Source organism: Austwickia chelonae (assembly GCF_003391095.1).
Taxonomy (GTDB): domain Bacteria; phylum Actinomycetota; class Actinomycetes; order Actinomycetales; family Dermatophilaceae; genus Austwickia; species Austwickia chelonae_A.
The window spans coordinates 2,716,430-2,735,905 of the sequence record NZ_CP031447.1; the positions used below are offsets into that span (position 1 = coordinate 2,716,430).

The window sequence follows — 19,476 nt, forward strand, 5'->3', positions numbered from 1 at the left end:
TGCACTGATGAGAGCGGGGAACGCGATGCCCGGCACGCTTCGGGGGCTACCGGGCAGCATGATCCGCCGCTGTCCACGCCCGGCGGAAGGGTGGCATCTGCACGAATCATTCTGTACGACAGTCCTGGAAAGCAACTGACTGCCTGCTTTCGCGGCCTGCGGCCGTGCCCGAACCACCGTTACGCTGAGGAATGTGCGTATTGCGACGTGGAATATCAACTCCGTCCGGAGCCGGTTCGAACGCGCGATAGCGCTGCTGGACCGGCACGAGATCGATGTGCTTGCGCTGCAGGAGACCAAGTGCAAGGACGAGCAGTTCCCTCGGCAGCCGTTCGAGGACGCTGGTTATGCGGTGGCCTGTCATGGTCTGAACCAGTGGAACGGTGTCGCCCTGATCTCCCGGGTCGGGATCGAGGACGTCCAGATCGGTTTTCCCGGGATGCCCGCCTGGGGTGAGCCGGAGGCGGTCGCCGAGGCGCGGGCCCTGGGTGCGCTCTGCGGTGGGGTGCGGGTGTGGTCGTTGTACATTCCGAACGGTCGTGGCTTGGATCATCCGCACTACCGGTACAAGCTCGACTGGTTGGCTGCGCTGCGCCGTGCTGGGCAGAGTTGGCTCGTCGAGGACGCCGAGGCCCAGATCGTCCTGAGCGGTGACTGGAATGTGGCGCCGACCGACGAGGACGTCTGGGACCCGGAGTTCTTCCGCGACAAGACCCACACGAGCCTGCCGGAGCGGGAGGCCTTCACCGGCATGGTCGACGCCGGTTTCGCCGATGTGGTGCGGCCGCACTGCCCCGGACCGGGCGTCTACACCTATTGGGACTACACCCAATTGCGGTTCCCGAAGAGGCAGGGCATGCGCATCGATTTCGCTTTGGCCTCTCCCGCGGTTCAGGCCAGGGCCTCCGGGGCTTTCATCGACCGTGACGAACGTAAGGGCAAGGGTGCTAGTGATCATGCCCCGGTCGTGGTCGATCTGGACTGAGACCGCACAGCCTCAGGGCTGACAGCCAGGAGTCGACGGAGCACCGGTCCCGTCCGGTGGTTCCGTACCCACATCGTGGAGAGGATCCCCATGACCACCGCCATCGAGGATTACGCCTTCATCGGGGACCGGCACACCGGCGCCCTGATCTCCCCCGACGGCTCGTTGGACTGGTTGTGTCTGCCGAATTTCGACAGCCCGGCCTGTTTCGCATCGCTGCTGGGCTCGGAGGAGCACGGACGGTGGCTGCTCAGCCCGCAGGGTCCGGCGCACACCGTCCGCCGTTACCTACCGGACAGTCTTGTCCTGGAGACCGTGCACGAGACCGATACGGGTGTGGTCCGGGTGACCGACCTGATGCCCGAGGGCAGCAAACGGGCCGATGTCTTGCGCCGGGTCGAGGGCGTCAGCGGGGAGGTGCTGATCTGTCACGAGTGGCGGGTGCGGCCCTGGTACGGGCGGATGACCCCGCTGGTGCAGACCCGGGAATTGCACGGTGACACCGCTCTGGTGGCGGTGTGCGGCCCGGACCGGTTCACCCTGCGAGGCCCACGGTTGCCGGTGGCCGATAGCGACGGCGTCTGCCGTGACGTGCTGGTCGTTCGGGCCGGGGAGGTCCTCGACTTCCATCTGACCTGGCAGGCTTCCTATCGTCCGCCGGGCCGTCCGGTCGACCTGTCCCGGTCCATCGAGGAGGAGGTCGCCGACGATTCGTCCTGGGTCGACCTGTGCCGGTACGAGGGTCGTTATCGGGAGCAGGTGCGTCGTTCCTTGCTGGTGCTGCGCCATCTGACCCATGCCCGGACCGGGGGCATGGTGGCGGCGCTGACGACCTCCCTGCCCGAGGAGATCGGCGGGGAACGTAACTGGGACTACCGGTACTGCTGGCTCCGTGATTCGGCGCTGACGCTGGAAGCCTTGTTGCGGGCGGGCTTCCGCGACAAGGCGGTCCTGTGGCGGGACTGGCTGATCCGGGCCGTGGCCGGCGACCCGACCCGGATGCAGATCATGTACCGCATCGATGCCGGCTTCGACCTGCCGGAGCGGGTCCTCGATCATCTTCCCGGCTATGCCGGGTCGACGCCGGTCCGGATCGGGAACGGCGCGGTCGATCAACGGCAGACCGATGTGCTCGGCGAGGTGATGATCGCCTTGGACCAGGCACGCCGTGCAGGAGTCCACGAGTCGAACCTGTCGGCCTGCCTTCAGGTCGAGCTGGTCGACGACCTGGCCCGGCACTGGCGGGATGCCGACAACGGCATCTGGGAGATTCGGGGACCGCTGCGTCGGTTCACCCATTCGCAGGTGATGGTGTGGGTGGTGATGGACATCGCGTTGCGGGCCGTCGAGGCCGGGGATCTACCGGCGACCGGCGATGTGGCCACCTGGCGAAGGGTTCGCGAGCAGGTGCATGCCGAGGTGGAGACCTACGGGGTGAGTCCGACCAGAGGCTGTTTCGTGCAGCATTACGACACCGAGGAGGTCGACGCCTCGCTGTTGTTGCTGCCGGTGGTGGGTTTCTGCTCGGCGAACGACCCACGGTTCGTGGCGACGGTACAGGCCGTGGAAGAGGATCTGCTGCGGGACGGGATGGTCCTGCGTTATCGCACGTCCACCGGTGTCGATGGGCTGCCCGGCGCCGAAGACCCGTTCCTGATCTGTTGTTTCTGGCTGGTGACCGCCTACGCACGGATGGGACGGTCGGCCGATGCGGAGGCCTTGATGGACCGTCTGGTCGCCCTGCCCGGGGCGCTGGGGCTCTTCGCCGAACAGTCGGACGCGAGCGGGGCCATGCTGGGCAATTTCCCGCAGGCCTTCAGCCATCTGGGGTTGATCCTGGCGGCCTACGAACTGGACGACGCCCGTGAGGCTGCCCGGCAGGAGCGGTGAGGCTCAGTTCAAGGCGACACGGACGAGCTTCTTGTTGACGAATTCGTCGATGCCGTACTGGGCCAGTTCGCGGCCGAATCCGGAACGTTTCACTCCGCCGAAGGGCAGCCCGGCCTTGCTGGTGCCGTGCTCGTTGACATAGGCCATGCCGACGTCGAGCCGGCGAGCGGTGGCTTCGGCGAGGTCGAGGTCGTCGGTCCAGACCGATCCGGAGAGCCCGAAGTCGGAGGAGTTCGCGAATTCGACGGCTTCGTCGACGTCCGAGACGGGGAAGACCATCGCGACCGGTCCGAAGAGTTCTTCGGTGTAAGCACGCATCCGGTCGGTGATGCCGGTGAGCACGGTGGGTTGCATGTAGGCGCCTTCGCCGGAGACCTTGTCACCGCCGGTGTGCACGGTGGCTCCCTTGTCGACGGCGTCCCGGACCTGCTCCAGGAGGGTGTCCAGTCCTTCGTGGGAGGACAGCGGGCCGACCTGGGTGTCCCGGTCATGGGGGTCGCCGACCTTCTGGGCAGCGACGGCCTTCGTCAGTTCATCGACGAAATCGTCGTAGTAACGGTCGAGGACGATCATCCGTTTGGGGCTGTTGCAGGCCTGCCCGGCGTTGCTGAGCCGGGCACGGGCGGCGACCCTGGCCGTGGCCCGGATATCGCCTCCGAGGACGATCATCGCGTCGGACCCGCCGAGTTCCAGCACGGATTTCTTCAGGTGTTTCCCTGCGGCTTCGGCGACGGCTTGTCCTGCGGCTTCGCTGCCGGTCAGGGAGACTCCACGGACACGGCGGTCGGCGATGATCTCGCGGATCTGGTCGCTGTCGACGAAGACGTTCTGGTAGACCCCGGCGGGAAGTCCGCATTCGGTGAAGATCTCCTCCATGAGCAAGGAGGAGCGTGCACAGATGGAGGCGTGTTTGAGCAGAATGGTGTTCCCGGTCAGCAGGTTCGGGGCGGCGAACCGGGCGACCTGGTAGTAGGGGAAGTTCCAGGGCATGACGCCCAGGAGCAGGCCGACGGGTTCTTTGAGCACGATCGAGCTCTGCGATCCCTGAGCGGGCAACGGGTCGGGGGCGAGGAGTTCCTCGGCGTGTTCGGCGTAGTAACGGTAGATGGAGACCACCAGGGCGAGCTCTCTCACCCCTTGGGCGTGGGGTTTTCCCATCTCGGTGGCGATGACGTCGGCAAGTTCGTCGGTACGTTCGGCGTAGCGGTCGGCGACCCGTGCGAGGAGCGCAGCACGTTCGGGGAGGGGGGTGCCACGCCATCCCTGGTAGGCGGTGTGTCCGCATTCGATGGCGGCCTGCACAGCGGACTCGTCCAGACTCTCCCAGGTGTGGAGTACTTCACCTGTGGCCGGGTTCTCGGTGCGGTAGTTAGCCATCGTGCTTGTCCTTTCGATCGGCGATATCGGCTCGGACATCCGGTTCCGCTTGTCCCACACCGTATTCGATCAAAGCGGAGGGAGCGCAAGGGCAGAGCCGGGCTCGGGTGTCGCCGCTCTCGGGTCGGCCGGCCCGGGTCGAGACGGCGGAAAGCAGGAGAAGACGCCTGCTCCTGCCGATCTCGGCGGAAAGCAGGAGAAGACGCCTGCTCCTGCCGATCTCGGCGGAAAGCAGGCGTCTTCACGATGTCCTACGTGAGCAGGGCCGCTCAGCGGCGACGTCCTGAGATCATGCCGACGATCCACAGCAGCACGACCGCGCCGAAAATAGCGGTCAGCATGCTGAAGATCAGGCCGCCTCCGGAGACGTCGACCCCGAAGATCCCCAGGAGGAAACCACCCAGGAGACCGCCGAGGACACCGACCACGATGTTCAGGCCGATACCCATCTGGGCATCGGTCTTCATGATCTTGCTGGCGATCCACCCGGCGATACCGCCGAGCACGATCCAACCGAAGATTCCCCAACTGATGGTTATCTGCGGTCACCACCTTTCTGATCCGAAAAATCGAAATCCACTCCTGCCGCACTGTATGTCGGTTTATACGAATATTCGCCTCAAACAAACGATTTCTTGAAAAGAAAGAAAATAGGAACTTTGAGCTGCGATAAACAAGCCGGTGAAAACCCACCCCATAACCCCTTCGCCAGGCTTGATGTCACGTCAGAATCGGCCCATGTGTCCTGAACCCTCACCTCGCCCACCGGTCGCGCTGACCATCGCCGGATCAGACCCTTCCGGGGGCGCCGGAGTACAGGCCGACCTGAAGACCTTCTCCGCGCTGGGCGCTTATGGCACCAGCGTGTTGACCGCCCTGACCGCACAATCCACCACCGGTGTCACCGGGGTCCACGAGGTCCCGATCGACTTCGTCCACGCCCAGTTGGACACCCTGCTGGCCGATGTCCGGATCGACGCCGTCAAGATCGGGATGCTCGGCTCCGCAGAATTGACTCGCGCGGTGGGCCGTTATCTGGAGGGCCCCCTCGCCGACACCGTCCGCGTCCTCGACCCGGTGATGATCTCCACCAGCGGCAGCCGGCTCCTCCCCGAGAGCGCCGTCGACGCCGTACGTGCATTGCTCCCCCATGCCGATGTCATCACCCCGAACCTGCCAGAGGCCGCTGTCCTCACCGGTATGGCACCGGCCGTCGACCTCGACGGCATGCGCGTCCAGGCCCGGCTCCTGCACCACCGCTGGGGTGCACGACAGGTTCTCCTCAAGGGCGGCCATCTGCCCGGCCTCGGAGACGCCGTCGACCTGTGGTTCGACGGTCACCACGAGGAGATCCACCGTGCGCCACGGGTACCCACCGTCAATACCCATGGCACCGGATGCACCCTCAGCTCCGCGCTGGCCGCTCTACGTCCCCGGCATCCCGGCTGGCCCCAGACCGTCGCCGCCGCCAAGTCCTGGCTCACCCGAGCGATCCAGCACGCCGACACACTCGAGATCGGTGCCGGCCCCGGCCCGGTCCACCACTTCCACGAGGACACCCGCCGATGGCGGGCCCGCACTCCTGCGGACACACGGTGAGCATGTCGGCGAGCGCGTGCCCGGGCGACGACGGCACCGACCGCGTAGCCTTCGCTGAGTGAGCGACCTTCGACTGCCTTCCCCCGACTCGGAGGAACTTCTTCCGGACGATCCGTGGCCTGCCTTGTGGGCGATGGTCCTGGGGTTCTTCATGATCTTGGTCGACTCGACGATCGTCTCGGTGGCGACGCCCTCGCTGATGCACGCCTTCGACGCCGAGGTCGCCGCCGTGATGTGGGTGACCAGTTCCTATCTGTTGGCCTATGCCGTACCTCTGTTGGTGACCGGAAGATTGGGTGACCGGGTCGGCCCGAAGCGGGTCTATCTGGCCGGTTTGGTCGTCTTCACCGCAGCCTCTCTGTGGTGTGGTCTGGTCGACTCGTTGACGATGTTGATCATGGCCCGCGCGGTGCAGGGCCTGGGTGCTTCGATGATGACCCCGCAGACGATGACGGTGATCACGCGGACCTTTCCCGCTGCACGTCGAGGCCAGGCGATGGTGCTCTGGGGTGCGACGGCGGGGGTGGCCACTCTGGTCGGCCCGATTCTGGGTGGGGTGTTGATCGACTCGTGGGGGTGGGAGTGGATCTTCTTCGTGAATGTGCCGGTCGGTGTTCTCGGTTTCCTGGCAGCTGCCCGTGCGGTGCCCGATCTGGCGACCCATGCGCACAGCTTCGACTGGGTCGGAGTGGCTCTTTCTGCGACGGGCCTGTTCTGCGGGGTCTTTGCCATCCAGGAAGGGGAGACCTACCGATGGGGGACGATCTACGGCGCGCTTTCGGTGCCGTCCTTGTTGGTGGCGGCGTTGGTTCTCCTGGCGCTCTTCGTGTGGTGGCAGTCTCGGGTCGAGCGGGAACCACTGGTGCCTTTGACCTTGTTCGCCGATCGGAACTTCTCCCTGGCGAATATCGCGATCTCGGCCGTGGGCTTCTCCGTGACGGCGATGATCTTCCCGTTCATGTTGTACGCGCAGGTCGTGCGCGGGCTGTCGCCGACGGCGGCGGCCTTGTTGTTGGCGCCTCAAGCGGTCATGTCGATCGTGTTGGCCCCTTTGGCGGGTCGTTGGGTGGACCGGATGCATCCGCGGTTGTTGGCCGGTTTCGGACTGGCGTTGTACTCGGGCAGCTTGGTGGTGATGGGTCTTCTGCTGCGACCGGGGACGCCGTACTGGCAGATCCTCGTTACCGCGACCTTCCTCGGCGTGGCCAGCAGTTTCATGTGGGGGCCGTTGACGACGACCGCGAACCGGAATCTGCCGCCGCGTCTGGCCGGTGCCGGATCCGGGGTGTACAACACGACCAGGCAGATGGGCTCGGTGCTGGGCAGCGCGGCGATCGCTGCTTTTCTGGCCAGCAGGTTGGCGGTCCATCTGCCGGGGGCGTCGGTGGGCATGCATGGGGCGCCGGGCGGAGTGATGCCCTCGCACCTGGCGGAGGCCTTCTCCCAGGCGTTGGTCGAGGCGATGCTCCTTCCGGTCGGGGTGCTCCTCATCAGTGTGGTCGCGGCGTTGTTCTTCGAGCGACCGCACCATCTGTCTCCGGCGGGTGAGGAACGTTCCGGCCGACCTGCTTCCGGATGATCTCGACGAGGGCGCAGGTGTTCAGGCCTGCCGTTCCAGTTCCTCGGTGGTGGTGTCGTCGTGGCGCACCTTGTCCTTCACCAGGTACCAAGAGCCACCGAGCAGGATGAACCACGCCGGGGTGACCAACAGTGCTTTGAGCGTGTCGGCCTCCCGGGTCAGCAGCACCAGGACGAAGGCGAAGAAGGCCAGCACGACGTAACACATGGGGACTCCGCCGGGCATCTTGTAGATCGACCGGGCGTGGGCGTCGGGGAGCCGACGGCGGTAGACGATGTAGCTGACCATGATGAGTCCCCAGACGAAGATGAAGAGCACTGCGGCGATGGTGGTGACGATGGTGAAGGCTTCCATCACCGTTTCCCCGCTCATCAGCAGGAAGATGCAGCAGCCGATGAGGGCCACCGAGATCAACAGGCCGTTGCGGGGGACGGCTCGTCCGGAGAGCCGGCCGAAGGCTGCTGGGGCCATGTTCTTGTGGGCCAGTCCGTAGAGCATCCGCGAGGTGGAGAAGATCCCGGAGTTGCAGGACGAGGACGCCGAGGTCAGCACGACGAAGTTCATCAGAGAGGCCGCGCTGGCGATGCCGACCAGTGAGAACAGGTTCACGAAGGGCGAGACCGCCGGGTTGACCTGGTCCCAGGGGGTCACGGTCATGATGGCCATGAGTGCCAGGACGTAGAAGACGACGACACGGACCGGGATGGAGTTGATGGCCCGCGGCAGGGTCTTGGTCGGGTCGGCGGTCTCTGCGGCGGTGGTGCCGACCAGTTCGACCCCGACGAAAGCGAAGACGGCGATCTGGAAGCCTGCGAAGAATCCGCTGATCCCGTGGGGGAAGAACCCGCCGGGACGGTCCCACAGGTAACTGAAGGAGGCCGGTGTTCCGTCGGGTGCGGTGAACCGGCTGATCACCATCAGCGCACCGGCGATGATCAAGGCCACGATCGCGATCACCTTGATCAGCGCGAACCAGAATTCCATCTCGCCGAACAGTTTCACGGTGAGCAGGTTCAGCCCCAGGAGTCCGAGGAGAGTGATCACGGACAACAGGATCGCGGTCGAGGTCATCTGTTCGGGGTGGTCGGAGTTGACCCAGAAATTCCAATAACTGGCGACCGCGATGACTTCGGCCATGCCGGTGACCACCCAGCACAGCCAGTACGTCCAGCCGGAGAAGAAACCGGCCCAGGGTCCGAGGAACTCCGCGGTGAAATCCTGGAAGGACTTGAAATTCAGGTCGTGCAGGAGGAGTTCGCCCATCGCTCGCATGACGAAGAAGAGCATCGTGCCGATGGTGAGATAGACCAGCAGGATGGACGGCCCAGCAGCGTGGATCGTCTTCCCGGAGCCCATGAACAGGCCGGTCCCGATAGCACCGCCGATGGCGATCAGCTGGACGTGTCGATTCTGCAGGCTGCGGTGGAGATGTTCGGCTCCCTCCACCGATGTGGATGTGCCGGGGTCGCTGTGTGGGGAACGTATATCTGACACGTGGGGTCTCCTCACCTGCGTTGAAGGCTCGGAAGCATCTCGTCACGGTCGTGCCGTCGAGCCAGACGAAAACGTTGAGTCCGCCCGATGGCACGGTAATTCCACAGGAACGGATACACCGGGAAATCGCAGGAACATAAAAGGAGATTCGTCACATGGCGTGGCTTGTGAATCTTCAACTCAGGTGTGGAATGCTTTCGTTCTTTGCCCTCGAATCACTCGCTCAAAGGTCAAGAAACCGTTCAGGACGAGCTCTCTTCCACCTCGACGATCTCGGCGTCCACAACCTCTGTCTCCGACGGGTCCGGCTCCCGGCGTGTGGGGAGAAGCGTCAGAGCATCGGCGTCACCGTCCTGGTCGATGACGACCTCGTCCCCGTCCCGGATCTCTCCGGCAAGCAGCGCGCGGGCCAGCCGGTCGCCGATCTGCACCTGGACGAGGCGACGCAGCGGCCGCGCCCCGTAGGCCGGGTCGTAACCGGTCAAGGCCAGCCAGTCCCGGGCTGCCTCGGTGACCTCCAGGACGATCCGACGGTCCGCGAGGCGCTTGGACAATGCGTCGACCTGCAGGTCGACGATGCGGCTCAGTTCCGTCGTGGTCAAGGCTTCGAAGATCACCGTCTCGTCGAGTCGGTTGAGGAATTCAGGTTTGAAGGCGGCCCGCACCGTTCGGAGGACCGCGTCCTGCTTCTCGGTGTCCGACAGGGCGGGGTCGATCAGGTACTGCGATCCGAGGTTGCTGGTCATCACGAGGAGGACATTGCGGAAATCGACGGTGCGGCCCTGGCCGTCGGTGAGCCGCCCGTCGTCCAGCACTTGGAGAAGGATGTCGAAGGTCTCCGGGTGGGCCTTCTCGACCTCGTCGAGGAGAACCACGGAATAGGGGCGTCTGCGGACGGCTTCGGTGAGCTGCCCGCCCTCGTCGTAGCCGACGTAACCGGGCGGTGCTCCGATCAGGCGGGCCACTGCGTGGCGCTCGCTGTACTCCGACATGTCGATACGCACCATGGCGCGGTCGTCGTCGAAGAGGAAGTCTGCGAGCGATTTCGCCAGTTCGGTCTTGCCGACGCCGGTCGGTCCGAGGAAGAGGAAGGATCCGGTCGGCCGGTCGGGGTCAGCGATCCCCGCCCGGGATCGGCGGACCGCATCGGAGACCGCCCGTACCGCTGAGGTCTGTCCGATGAGTCGGCGTCCCAACCAGTCCTCCATACGCAGGAGTTTCTCGGTCTCTCCTTCGAGGAGACGTCCGGCGGGGATGCCGGTCCACGAGGAGATGACATCGGCGATGTCGTCGGCGCCGACCTCTTCCTTGACCATGGCGTCATCGCGGTGTTCGCCCTCGGCCGCGGTGGCTTCAGCGAGTTCTTTCTCCCGGTCGGGGATCTCGCCGTAAAGCAGTCGGGAAGCCCCGGCGAAGTCGCCTTCACGTTGGAGTTTCTCGGCGTGGACGCGCAGCTCGTCGAGAGTGGCTTTGAGGTCGCCGACCCGGTTGAGTCCGGCTTTCTCCATCTCCCAGCGAGCGGTCAGATCAGTCAGTTCCTGTTCTTTCTCGGCGAGGTCGGCGCGTAGCCGGTCGAGCCGGTCGCGGCTGGCGGCATCGGTCTCTCGGGAGAGGTGGAGTTCCTCCATCTTGAGGCGGTCGACGGCGCGGCGCAGGGTGTCGACCTCGACCGGTGAGGAGTCGATCTCCATGCGCAGCCGGGAGGCGGCTTCGTCGATGAGGTCGATGGCCTTGTCGGGCAGCTGCCTGGAGGGGATGTACCGGTCGGACAGTGATGCTGCGGCGACGAGCGCGGAATCGGCGACGGCGACCTTGTGGTGGGCTTCGTAGCGTTCCTTGAGCCCGCGCAGGATGGCGATGGTGTCCTCGACCGTGGGTTCGCCGACATAGACCTGCTGGAAGCGCCTTTCCAGGGCGGCGTCCTTCTCGATGTGTTTCCGGTATTCGTCCAGGGTGGTGGCCCCGACGAGTCGTAGTTCGCCGCGGGCCAGCAGAGGCTTGATCATGTTCCCGGCGTCCATGGCGCCTTCACCGCTGGCTCCTGCGCCCACGATGGTGTGGATCTCGTCGATGAAGGTGACGACTTTGCCGTCGCTGCTGCGGATCTCGTTGAGTACAGCTTTGAGTCTCTCTTCGAACTCACCTCGGTATTTCGCTCCGGCGACCATGGAGCCCAGGTCGAGGGAGATGAGTCTCTTGTCGCGGAGGGACTCGGGGACGTCGCCGGTGACGATGCGCTGGGCGAGTCCTTCGACGACTGCGGTTTTGCCGACGCCTGGTTCACCGATCAGCACCGGGTTGTTCTTGGTGCGCCGGGAGAGGACCTGCACGACGCGACGGATCTCGGCGTCCCGCCCGATGACGGGGTCGAGTTTCCCTTCTCGGGCCGCCAGGGTGAGGTCGGTGCCATATTTCTGGAGGGCGTTGAAGGTGTCTTCGGGGTTCTCCGTGTCGACTTTGCCGCCGCCGCGCATCATCGGGATGCGTTGCTCGATGGCGTCGGCGTCCAGGCCGAACAGTCCGGTCCCGGCGAGCGCGAGCAGGAGGTGGTCGGTGGAGAGGTAGGTGTCCCCCATGGCTTCCATCGCCTGCCGCGCCTGTTCGAGGACGACGGAGAAGCCACGGCTGGGGGTGGCCTGGGCGACGGTGGATCCGCTGATCGTGGGGAGGCTGGCCAGCTCGGCTTCTGCGGCGCGGCGGGCGGCGAGCAGTGAGCTCCCGGTGGCGTCGAGCAAGGGGCCGGTCGTGGTTTCGGGTTGGTCGGTCAGAGCGAGCAGGAGGTGGGCCGGTTCGACGTGGGGGTGACCGGCGGTGGCGGCGGTGCGGGCGGCCCCGGCGAAGGCCTCCTGAGCCTTGGTGGTGAGCTGAAGGGACATGCTGTGCTCCTTGCCTGCGCTGTCGTTGCTCGGTGGCCGTGATCCACATGGCCTCGTATGACATAACGTCACGCAAAGTTGCGTCTATTCCACTCAACTCTGTGTCCGCATTCGGCTCGACCGAACGGCACTCCCGGACACGATGAAGACCCTCGCCACGTCATTGGGGAGAGGGCATTTTCCGACGCTACCCCGGGATGGGCGCACGCGCAGGCCGAGTCGCCCAGAAATCAGGACAACGTAGGGAAAAGCTCAGCTTCCGGCCCCGGTCGAACCACCCTTCGGCGTGGCCCCCTCTGCAGGTTTCCCCGGCGCTACACCTTTCGCACCAGCAACCGGTGCCCCGCTCCCCGAAGAACCGCTGCCCGCGGAGCCAGGAGCGACTTTCCCAGGAGTCGGAGCCGCGGAAGGTGCCGGGTCGACCGAACGAGACGGCACAGGCGCGGTCGGCGTCCGTGCCGGCGCCTTCGAACCGCCCGTTGCCAGATGCCCCCGGCGCTGAATCATCACTCCGCGTTGCAACTGCCAGATCCCCAGACCCAGCAGAGCAGCGGTCAGCATCCCGAAGACGTACAGGACAGCCGGTGTCAGCCCCAAGGTCACCGGCCCCAAGTTGTAGGTCAATGACTGAGGCTGGGCGCTGACCATCCACAACGTACTGAACCCGATGATCGCGGCGACGGCTGTCACCACACTGCCGGACTTGATCATGGCTTCCTCCCGTCCCTACGGACGAACAGAGCGGGTGTCATCTCACCGGGACCGGCGCGGCCATCCAGTGACAGGGACACCGAAACCCGCTGTACGGCATACCCCTAGGACCATGATCACCTATAGCTGCCCAGGCAGGGTGCCGCGTCAGTCGGTGGCTTTGGCCGCCGACTCCAGATGCTTCACCGGCTCTGCCCGATGGATCACCATCAGAGCCCGCGCCACGATCAGCACGGTCAGCACGATCCCGGCGATCCGAGGCCAGGTCCCCGGCGCCACGAAGATCAGCATCATGGCCACCAGGATCGGTGCCAGGAAACGCATCGACCAGACCACGTAGCCGCCGAAGCTGGGCATCTTCACCCCGGCCGACTCGGCCACCGACTTCACCATGAAGTTCGGGCCGTTACCGATGTACGTCATCGCACCGCACATGACCGCCCCCAGGCTGATCGCCACCAGGTAGACCTCCGGCACCCCGGCGATCCGCGGTTCACCGGGCAAGGTCGACGCCATTTCGAAGAAGGTGGCATAGGTCGGGGCATTGTCGAGCACCGAGGAGAGCACACCGGTGAAGGCGAAGAAGCTGACCTGGTTCAACGGCAACGAAGGAGCGATCGCCGCCAAGTAGTGCAGGGCGGGGATCATGGTCAGGAAGATCCCGATGAAGAGCACCCCGACCTCCAGGATCGGCCCCCAGGTGAAGGCATTGTGCACGAAACGTGCCTCCCGGTCGCTCCAGAGGAAGGACGCTCCGGCGACCCCCAGCATGACCAGCTCACGCCACGGAACGAAGGAGGTCAGATGCGCGTGCCCCTCCTCGATGGCGTGCAGGTCGACCGACGGAAGCAGCGCCACGGAGAGCACGATCACCGCGAGGAAGACGATGTTGATGTGCCCGTGAAGCCCCAGCGGCTTCACATTCGTGTCGTCCCGGTAGATGTCCTCGGGGGCTTCTTCCCCGTACAGCTTGCGGTCGAGGGCGTAGTACGTGAGCAGCAGCAGGCCGTTGGTGAACAGCCACTCCGGGAAGAGCCCGAAGGTCCAGGTGAACGGCACCCCCCGCAACATGCCGAGGAAGAGCGGCGGGTCGCCCAGCGGGGTCAGCAGACCACCACAGTTCGCGACGACGAAGATCGCGAAAACGACCGTGTGCACTCGCAGCTTGCGCTCGGAGTTGGTGTTCAGAAGGGGGCGGATCAGGAGCATGGCCGCTCCTGTCGTCCCGATCACCGAGGCGATGGCGCCACCGATCGCGAGGAAGATGGTGTTGTTGCGCGGGTTGGCGTGGATGTCACCGGAGAGGTAGATCCCTCCCGACACGGTGTACAGGCTGAACAGCAGGGCGATGAACTGGAAATACTCCAGGCCCGCATGTCCCACCGATTCGGCCTCGCCGGAAGCCACCAACCAAGCAGCCACCGGCACACCCAGCCCTAGGGCGATGGCCAGCTGAAAACGCCAATCCTCCCAGCGATGCGCGGTGGCCGGATGGAGCGGACACACGGCAATGGCTGCGAGCATCAGAGCGAACGGGATGAGAGTCCACCAGGCAGTCACGAACGCCATTCTCCCGATGCTCCAGAGCCGCCGGGTCCCGCCCCCCGGTTAACTGGACCAAGACTGCGGCCCAACTGAATACACACTGAAACAGCAGCTCAGACTGGCAGGACCAAAGCCTCTGTGCCACTCACCCAGGGGCCGGTAACGGGCCATTCCTGACGGCCCGTCACAGGGTCACGACGATCTGCGGGCGAGAAGCCGGAGCGAGCCAACGCAGAATCCGCACCAAGGTCGGCGCGTCGATCGCCACACAACCCAAGGTGGGCCGGCCGTCCGTCACATGGAGGAAGAAACCACTCCCGCCGTAGGGTCGACGCGCCGGGTTCACCCCCATCACCACCGCGTAGTCGTAGACCGCGCCGGCACCGCCGAGGCTCTCCCCTGCTGGGCGCTGTGGGCTGTAGACGTGCTGGTTGTAGGTCGGTGACCCCGAGTCGTCGTCCCAGTAGTCGTGCAGGCCCGCCACGAAGTAGGGCATCCGGGTCCCCGGGTCGGACTGTCGCCCGAACGCCCCGGTCAGGTCATAGGTACCCAGCGGAGTCAGCCTCGAGTTCTCGTAGGCTGCGCCCACCCCACGTTCGCCGATCTTCGCCCTCACCGGCGGGGTCACCGGCACCCCGCGTCCTGGGCCGATCACCTCCCAGGCCTGCAGGGTCGCCGAGGTACAGGCACGGCAATCCGCCCGGACGACGACCAGCTGTCGCGCAGCGCCGGAATAAGGCACGGGCAGCGACGACCCCAGGCCGTCCAAGGTGCGCTTGTGCTCCGAGGAGTAGGCCGTCGCAGGATCAGGGCGCTCGTCACCTCCGACCCTCGCCTGGGCGGGCAGACCCACCGCGAAGAGGGCGAGCAGAGCCGACAAGAAAGGGAGGACACCGCGGGAACGCCGAACACGCCGGTGTGGCCTCACGAGGAGGGTCATGACCGTCAACATCGGCCGGAAGCCCGCCGACCTGAGTCGGACACGACGACAGCACAGCAGATTCCCCCTGTTGGGCATCCACTGCCCCTCACATCGCGTTGCAGGTACCGTCCGCAGCGTCCCTGCCTCCCGTTCGCGATCCAACACTTCCGGGAGAGGATGGGCGTGTTGTCCCCACGCGAAGGAGTTCGAATGACCATGGAGATCCCCACACCCGGAAGCGCACAGGTCGGCGTGATCGGCATGGCGGTCATGGGAAGCAGCCTGGCCCGCAACATGGCCCGCAAGGGATACCGGGTCGCCGTCTACAACCGCACCACGGCCAAGACCCAGCAGGTGATCGACGCCTACGGCCACGAAGGCGCCTTCCTGCCCTCCGAACGGCTCGCCGACTTCGTCGCCAGCCTGGAGCGTCCCCGCCGGATGGTCATCATGGTCCAGGCCGGACGAGGCACCGACGCCGTCATCGACGAACTCATCCCGCTGCTGGAAGAGGGCGACATCGTCGTCGACGGCGGAAATGCCTACTACGAGGACACTCGACGCCGGGAGTCCAAACTGCGCGCCCTGGGCCTGCACTTCGTCGGCGCCGGGATCTCCGGCGGCGAGGTCGGCGCGCTGGAAGGGCCCTCGATCATGCCCGGCGGGTCCCCGGAGTCCTACCAGGCCCTCGGCCCGATCCTGGAGAGCATCTCCGCCCAGGTCGGCGACGACCCCTGCTGCACGTACATCGGCACCGACGGGGCCGGCCACTTCGTGAAGATGATCCACAACGGCATCGAATATGCCGACATGCAGTTCATCGGTGAGGCCTACACCCTGCTCAAGGCCGCCGGGCTCTCCTACGAGGAGATGGCCGACACCTTCGCCACCTGGAACACCGGCGACCTGGACTCCTACCTGATCGAGATCACCTCCGACGTCCTCCGCCAGCAGGATGCCCTGACCGGAAAGCCCCTCGTCGAGGTCATCGTCGACCAGGCCGGGATGAAGGGCACCGGCACCTGGACCGTGCAGTCGGCGCTCTCCCTGGGAGTGCCCGTCAACGCCATCTCCGAGGCCGTCTTCGCCCGAGCCATCTCCAGCCACCCCGAGCTGCGCATAGCCGCCCAGAAGGCTCTGGAAGGCCCTGACGGTGTCCTCGGCGAGCTCGAGGACCGCCAGGCCTTCGTGGACGACATCCGGGACGCCCTGTGGGCCAGCAAGGTCGTCGCCTACGCCCAGGGACTGGACGAGATCCGCACCGCTGGTCAGCAGTACGGCTGGGAGATCGACGTCGCCGAGGTCGCCAAGATCTGGCGGGCCGGTTGCATCATCCGTGCCGAGCTCCTCGAACGCATCCGCAGCGAGTACGCCGCAGGCAACCTGGTCACCCTCCTGGAGGCGCCCTCGATCCGCGCCGAACTGGCCCGCTGCCAGCAGGCCTGGCGCCGGGTCATTTCCCGGGCCGTCCTCGCCGGAGTGCCCGTCCCCGGGTTCTCCGCCGCGCTGTCCTACTACGACCAGGCCCGCTCCCCCAGGCTGAACGCCGCGCTCACGCAAGGACTGCGGGACTACTTCGGCGCCCACACCTACCGTCGCATCGACGCCGAGGGCGACTTCCACATCCTGTGGTCCGGAGACCGCAGTGAGGTCGCCGGCGAGTCCACCCACTGAGCACCCCCTCGAACCGGCCCGGTCGCGACGAACCCACCCGGGGTCGCTGCGACCGGGCCGGTCCCGTACCACCAGGAGGAACACCGATGACCCCCACCACGGTGACCGTGGCCGCCGCACAGATCCGCGCCGTCGGCGATCCCACCGAGAACCTGTCGACCGTTGCCGAACAAACCCGCCGCGCCGCCGACGCAGGTGCCCGAATCGTCGTCTTCCCCGAAGCCACCATGGCCGCCTTCGGCAGCGATCTCGCCGCCGTCGCCGAACCACTCGACGGACCCTTCGCCGAGGGCGTACGCCATACGGCCGAACAACACGGCATCACCCTCGTCGTCGGCATGTTCACCCCGGCCACCGACGGACGCGTACACAACACCCTGTTGCTGACCGGCCCGGACGGCGAATGCACCTACGACAAGATCCACCTGTACGACGCCTTCGGCAGCCGCGAGTCCGACACCGTCGCGCCCGGCAACCGCCTCGTCACCGCCCAGGTCGCCGGGATCACCGTCGGCCTGGCCACCTGCTTCGACCTCCGCTTCGCCGCTCAGTTCATCGACCTGGGGCGCGCCGGGAGCGAACTGGTCATCGTCCCGGCATGCTGGGGCGAAGGCCCCGGGAAGGCCGAACAGTGGGATCTCCTCGTCCGCGCCCGCGCCATGGACGCCCAGAGCCACCTCCTGGCCTGTGACACGGCCTGGCAGCCACCCGCCGGAAGCACCCCCCTGGGCATCGGACGGTCCACACTCGTCGACCCACTGGGTGGTGTCCGCTCCCGGCTGTCCCACGAGGAGTCGCTACTGCTTGCAGACATCGCTCCCCACATCGTCCACGACACCCGGAAGCGACTGAAAACACTGTAACTGTCCAGGTCGGGAGACCTGTCCGATAAAAATGCCAGAAGACGCCTACGATGACGTCATGCAACAGGCCAGTACGCACGCCGGAAACCGGACCCCGGTCGTACGTCGCGCCCTCCAGGACGAGGTCTACGACGCCGTCCTCCACATGCTGCTCAGCGGCGAAGTCACACCAGGTTCTCCTTTGGGGATCGACGCCTTGGCCACCCGCCTCGGTGTCTCGCCAACCCCTGTCCGGGAGGCCCTGGTGCGATTGGAAGCGACCTCCCTGGTCGAACGGTCAGCGATGCGCGGATATCGGGTGGCTCCACCCGTAGATGCCACGCAGGTGAAAGAGCTCTTCGATGTCCGCCTGGTCATCGAGCTCGCCGCCGCCACTCGCGCCTACGACAAACGGGAGATCGTCGCCTGCGCGCTCGCGGAAAACCGCCCCGAGCACGTACGGCTGGTGGATGAACTGGAAGGCACATCGGACGAGCTGTCCGCTTCGGCATACGCCGCAAGTCTGCACCGCTTCTACGAAGCTGATTGGAGTTTCCACCACTCGATCGCAAATCATTGCGAGAACCGCTATCTCAAGGAGATCTTCGCCCGACTACGGACGAGCTTCCTGCGCTTGCAACAGATCATCACCGTTGACGCGGTGTCAGCTGCTGCGGCTCTGGAAGAGCACGATGCGATTCAGAGCGCATTCCGCGAAGGCGCGCTAGCCGACGTGGAACGAACGGTCGCCCATCACGTGATCCAGTCACGTGATCGTGTGCTGACCTTCGCGTGCAAGCTCCCCGAGCCGCAATAGCCCCTCGCAATACCTGTCCTTTATCAGCCCCTGGCCGCTGTCCGATTCGCCATCAGGACAGCGGCTATTTATCTGCCCGCACACAGGTTCTCTTCATCTGCCCGCGCGGAGACACCTTCTGTGGGATCCTCCCTGAGGTCGAAGCTGCCACGGCGAATGAAATTCTCTCGCCGAGGTCGTCGGTCCCCGAGGTGGAGGTCGGACTGTGCTCATCGCTGTCAAGGCCCTGAATCACAACGCTGTGGTCTGTGTCAATGCCGCCGGGCAAGAACGCATCGCCATGGGAAAGGGCATCGGCTTCCGGGTGAAAGCCGAGGATCCGGTCGATCCCACCCGGATACAACGCACCTTCATCCCCAGCATGGAAGACCCCGTAGACCGACTCGCCGCCCTTCTGCCGCATCTAGCCCGTGCGGATGTGGCGGTGGCCGCCCTCGCCTTGGAGAAGGTGACCGTGAACTACGGCGCCTCGGTCACCCGGAAGATCGCCACCCCCTTCACCGAGCATGTGGCCTCCGCGCTGCGACGTGCTCGCCAGGACATGACGGTGAACCGTTCCTTGGCCACCGATGTCGACCTGTTGCATCCACGCGACATGTCCTTCGCCCGGACAGTGATCGGATCGATCAGCACTCGCACTGGACTCCACTTGGGAGACGACGAGGCCGCTCCCGTTGCGCTGTACCTGGTGAACGCCCGCCAAGGCGGGGGGAACATGTCCCGGACCCTAGCCCGGGCAGAGATGGTGAGCGCCTGCCTGGACCTGGTGCGTACGCACTCTCTGCACCGAGGTGAAGAACGTGCCGAATGGCAGCGGTTCGCAGCCCATGTGCGCTTTCTACTGGACCACGGGGCACATGGTCCCGACGACGCCCCCCGATCTCCGGTGGAGACGGTCGAGACGATCCTGCGCGCCTCCTACCCGCGGTCGTACCGGGTGGCGAAAGAGGTTGCCGAACTCGTCGCGGGCCACCGGGGTAGCCCCCTGGCCGGAGAAGAGGTCGCCTATCTGACGATGCAATGCACCCGGCTGCTACCCGAGCGCTGACCTCGACGGACGGACATATCAGCCGGGCCAGGGGACAGACCTTTCCTGCCTCTGAGATATGTTGCGCTTACGGGTCTCTCAACCCCTTCCCGGCATTTTCCTGCGGTCATACCGGGA

At 65.5% G+C, this 19,476-nt stretch carries 15 protein-coding genes; 8 read left to right on the forward strand and 7 right to left on the reverse strand.

Annotated features, from left to right (window positions below; genetic code table 11):
• Nucleotides 1-193: 193 nt before the first annotated feature.
• Together DX923_RS12015 and DX923_RS12020 are read left to right on the forward strand one after the other, a co-directional pair.
• A complete protein-coding gene (locus DX923_RS12015; protein WP_116115220.1) occupies nt 194-985 on the forward strand; it encodes an exodeoxyribonuclease III in 792 nt (263 codons plus the stop codon).
• A gap of 90 nt (nt 986-1,075) precedes the next feature.
• Nucleotides 1,076-2,875 (forward strand): glycoside hydrolase family 15 protein, encoded by a 1,800-nt coding sequence (locus DX923_RS12020; RefSeq protein WP_116115222.1) that lies wholly within the window; start codon nt 1,076-1,078, stop codon nt 2,873-2,875.
• 3 nt (nt 2,876-2,878) lie between these two features.
• Here DX923_RS12020 and DX923_RS12025 read toward each other — a convergent pair whose 3' ends face one another.
• Complete coding sequence (locus DX923_RS12025) at nt 2,879-4,252, reverse strand: NAD-dependent succinate-semialdehyde dehydrogenase (protein WP_116115224.1); 1,374 nt, start codon at nt 4,250-4,252, stop codon at nt 2,879-2,881.
• Nucleotides 4,253-4,521: 269 nt separating this feature from the next.
• Complete coding sequence (locus DX923_RS12030) at nt 4,522-4,758, reverse strand: GlsB/YeaQ/YmgE family stress response membrane protein (RefSeq protein WP_240322622.1); 237 nt, start codon at nt 4,756-4,758, stop codon at nt 4,522-4,524.
• A gap of 232 nt (nt 4,759-4,990) precedes the next feature.
• On the opposite strand from DX923_RS12030, the gene thiD reads away from it, so the two are divergent.
• On the forward strand, nt 4,991-5,851 hold the full coding sequence (gene thiD / locus DX923_RS12035) for a bifunctional hydroxymethylpyrimidine kinase/phosphomethylpyrimidine kinase (protein ID WP_116115228.1): 861 nt from the start codon (nt 4,991-4,993) through the stop codon (nt 5,849-5,851).
• Nucleotides 5,852-5,984: 133 nt separating this feature from the next.
• Complete coding sequence (locus tag DX923_RS12040; protein WP_162873125.1) at nt 5,985-7,430, forward strand: DHA2 family efflux MFS transporter permease subunit; 1,446 nt, start codon at nt 5,985-5,987, stop codon at nt 7,428-7,430.
• Nucleotides 7,431-7,451: 21 nt separating this feature from the next.
• Here DX923_RS12040 and DX923_RS12045 read toward each other — a convergent pair whose 3' ends face one another.
• The 5 genes from DX923_RS12045 to DX923_RS12065 form a co-directional block, all read right to left on the reverse strand.
• Nucleotides 7,452-8,924: an amino acid permease gene (locus tag DX923_RS12045; protein WP_116115233.1), complete on the reverse strand. Its 1,473-nt coding sequence runs from the start codon at nt 8,922-8,924 to the stop codon at nt 7,452-7,454.
• Between the two features lie 242 nt (nt 8,925-9,166).
• A complete protein-coding gene (clpB, locus tag DX923_RS12050) occupies nt 9,167-11,800 on the reverse strand; it encodes an ATP-dependent chaperone ClpB (RefSeq protein WP_116115235.1) in 2,634 nt (877 codons plus the stop codon).
• Between the two features lie 252 nt (nt 11,801-12,052).
• Nucleotides 12,053-12,511 (reverse strand): hypothetical protein, encoded by a 459-nt coding sequence (locus DX923_RS12055; protein ID WP_116115237.1) that lies wholly within the window; start codon nt 12,509-12,511, stop codon nt 12,053-12,055.
• 147 nt (nt 12,512-12,658) lie between these two features.
• On the reverse strand, nt 12,659-14,080 hold the full coding sequence (locus DX923_RS12060) for a sodium:proton antiporter (RefSeq protein WP_162872935.1): 1,422 nt from the start codon (nt 14,078-14,080) through the stop codon (nt 12,659-12,661).
• A gap of 160 nt (nt 14,081-14,240) precedes the next feature.
• A complete protein-coding gene (locus DX923_RS12065; protein WP_162872936.1) occupies nt 14,241-14,996 on the reverse strand; it encodes a L,D-transpeptidase family protein in 756 nt (251 codons plus the stop codon).
• A 192-nt stretch (nt 14,997-15,188) separates the two neighbouring features.
• On the opposite strand from DX923_RS12065, the gene gndA reads away from it, so the two are divergent.
• The 4 genes from gndA to DX923_RS12085 all read left to right on the forward strand — a co-directional run bounded on the left by gndA (nt 15,189) and on the right by DX923_RS12085 (nt 19,359).
• A complete protein-coding gene (gndA, locus tag DX923_RS12070; RefSeq protein WP_205413037.1) occupies nt 15,189-16,652 on the forward strand; it encodes an NADP-dependent phosphogluconate dehydrogenase in 1,464 nt (487 codons plus the stop codon).
• A gap of 86 nt (nt 16,653-16,738) precedes the next feature.
• A complete protein-coding gene (locus tag DX923_RS12075; RefSeq protein WP_116115241.1) occupies nt 16,739-17,515 on the forward strand; it encodes a carbon-nitrogen hydrolase family protein in 777 nt (258 codons plus the stop codon).
• Nucleotides 17,516-17,573: 58 nt separating this feature from the next.
• Nucleotides 17,574-18,311, forward strand: a complete 738-nt coding sequence (locus DX923_RS12080; protein ID WP_162872937.1) for a GntR family transcriptional regulator — start codon at nt 17,574-17,576, stop codon at nt 18,309-18,311.
• A gap of 205 nt (nt 18,312-18,516) precedes the next feature.
• Nucleotides 18,517-19,359, forward strand: coding sequence for a CAT RNA binding domain-containing protein (locus DX923_RS12085; protein ID WP_116115245.1), 843 nt, complete (start codon nt 18,517-18,519; stop codon nt 19,357-19,359).
• The last annotated feature ends 117 nt before the right edge of the window (nt 19,360-19,476 follow it).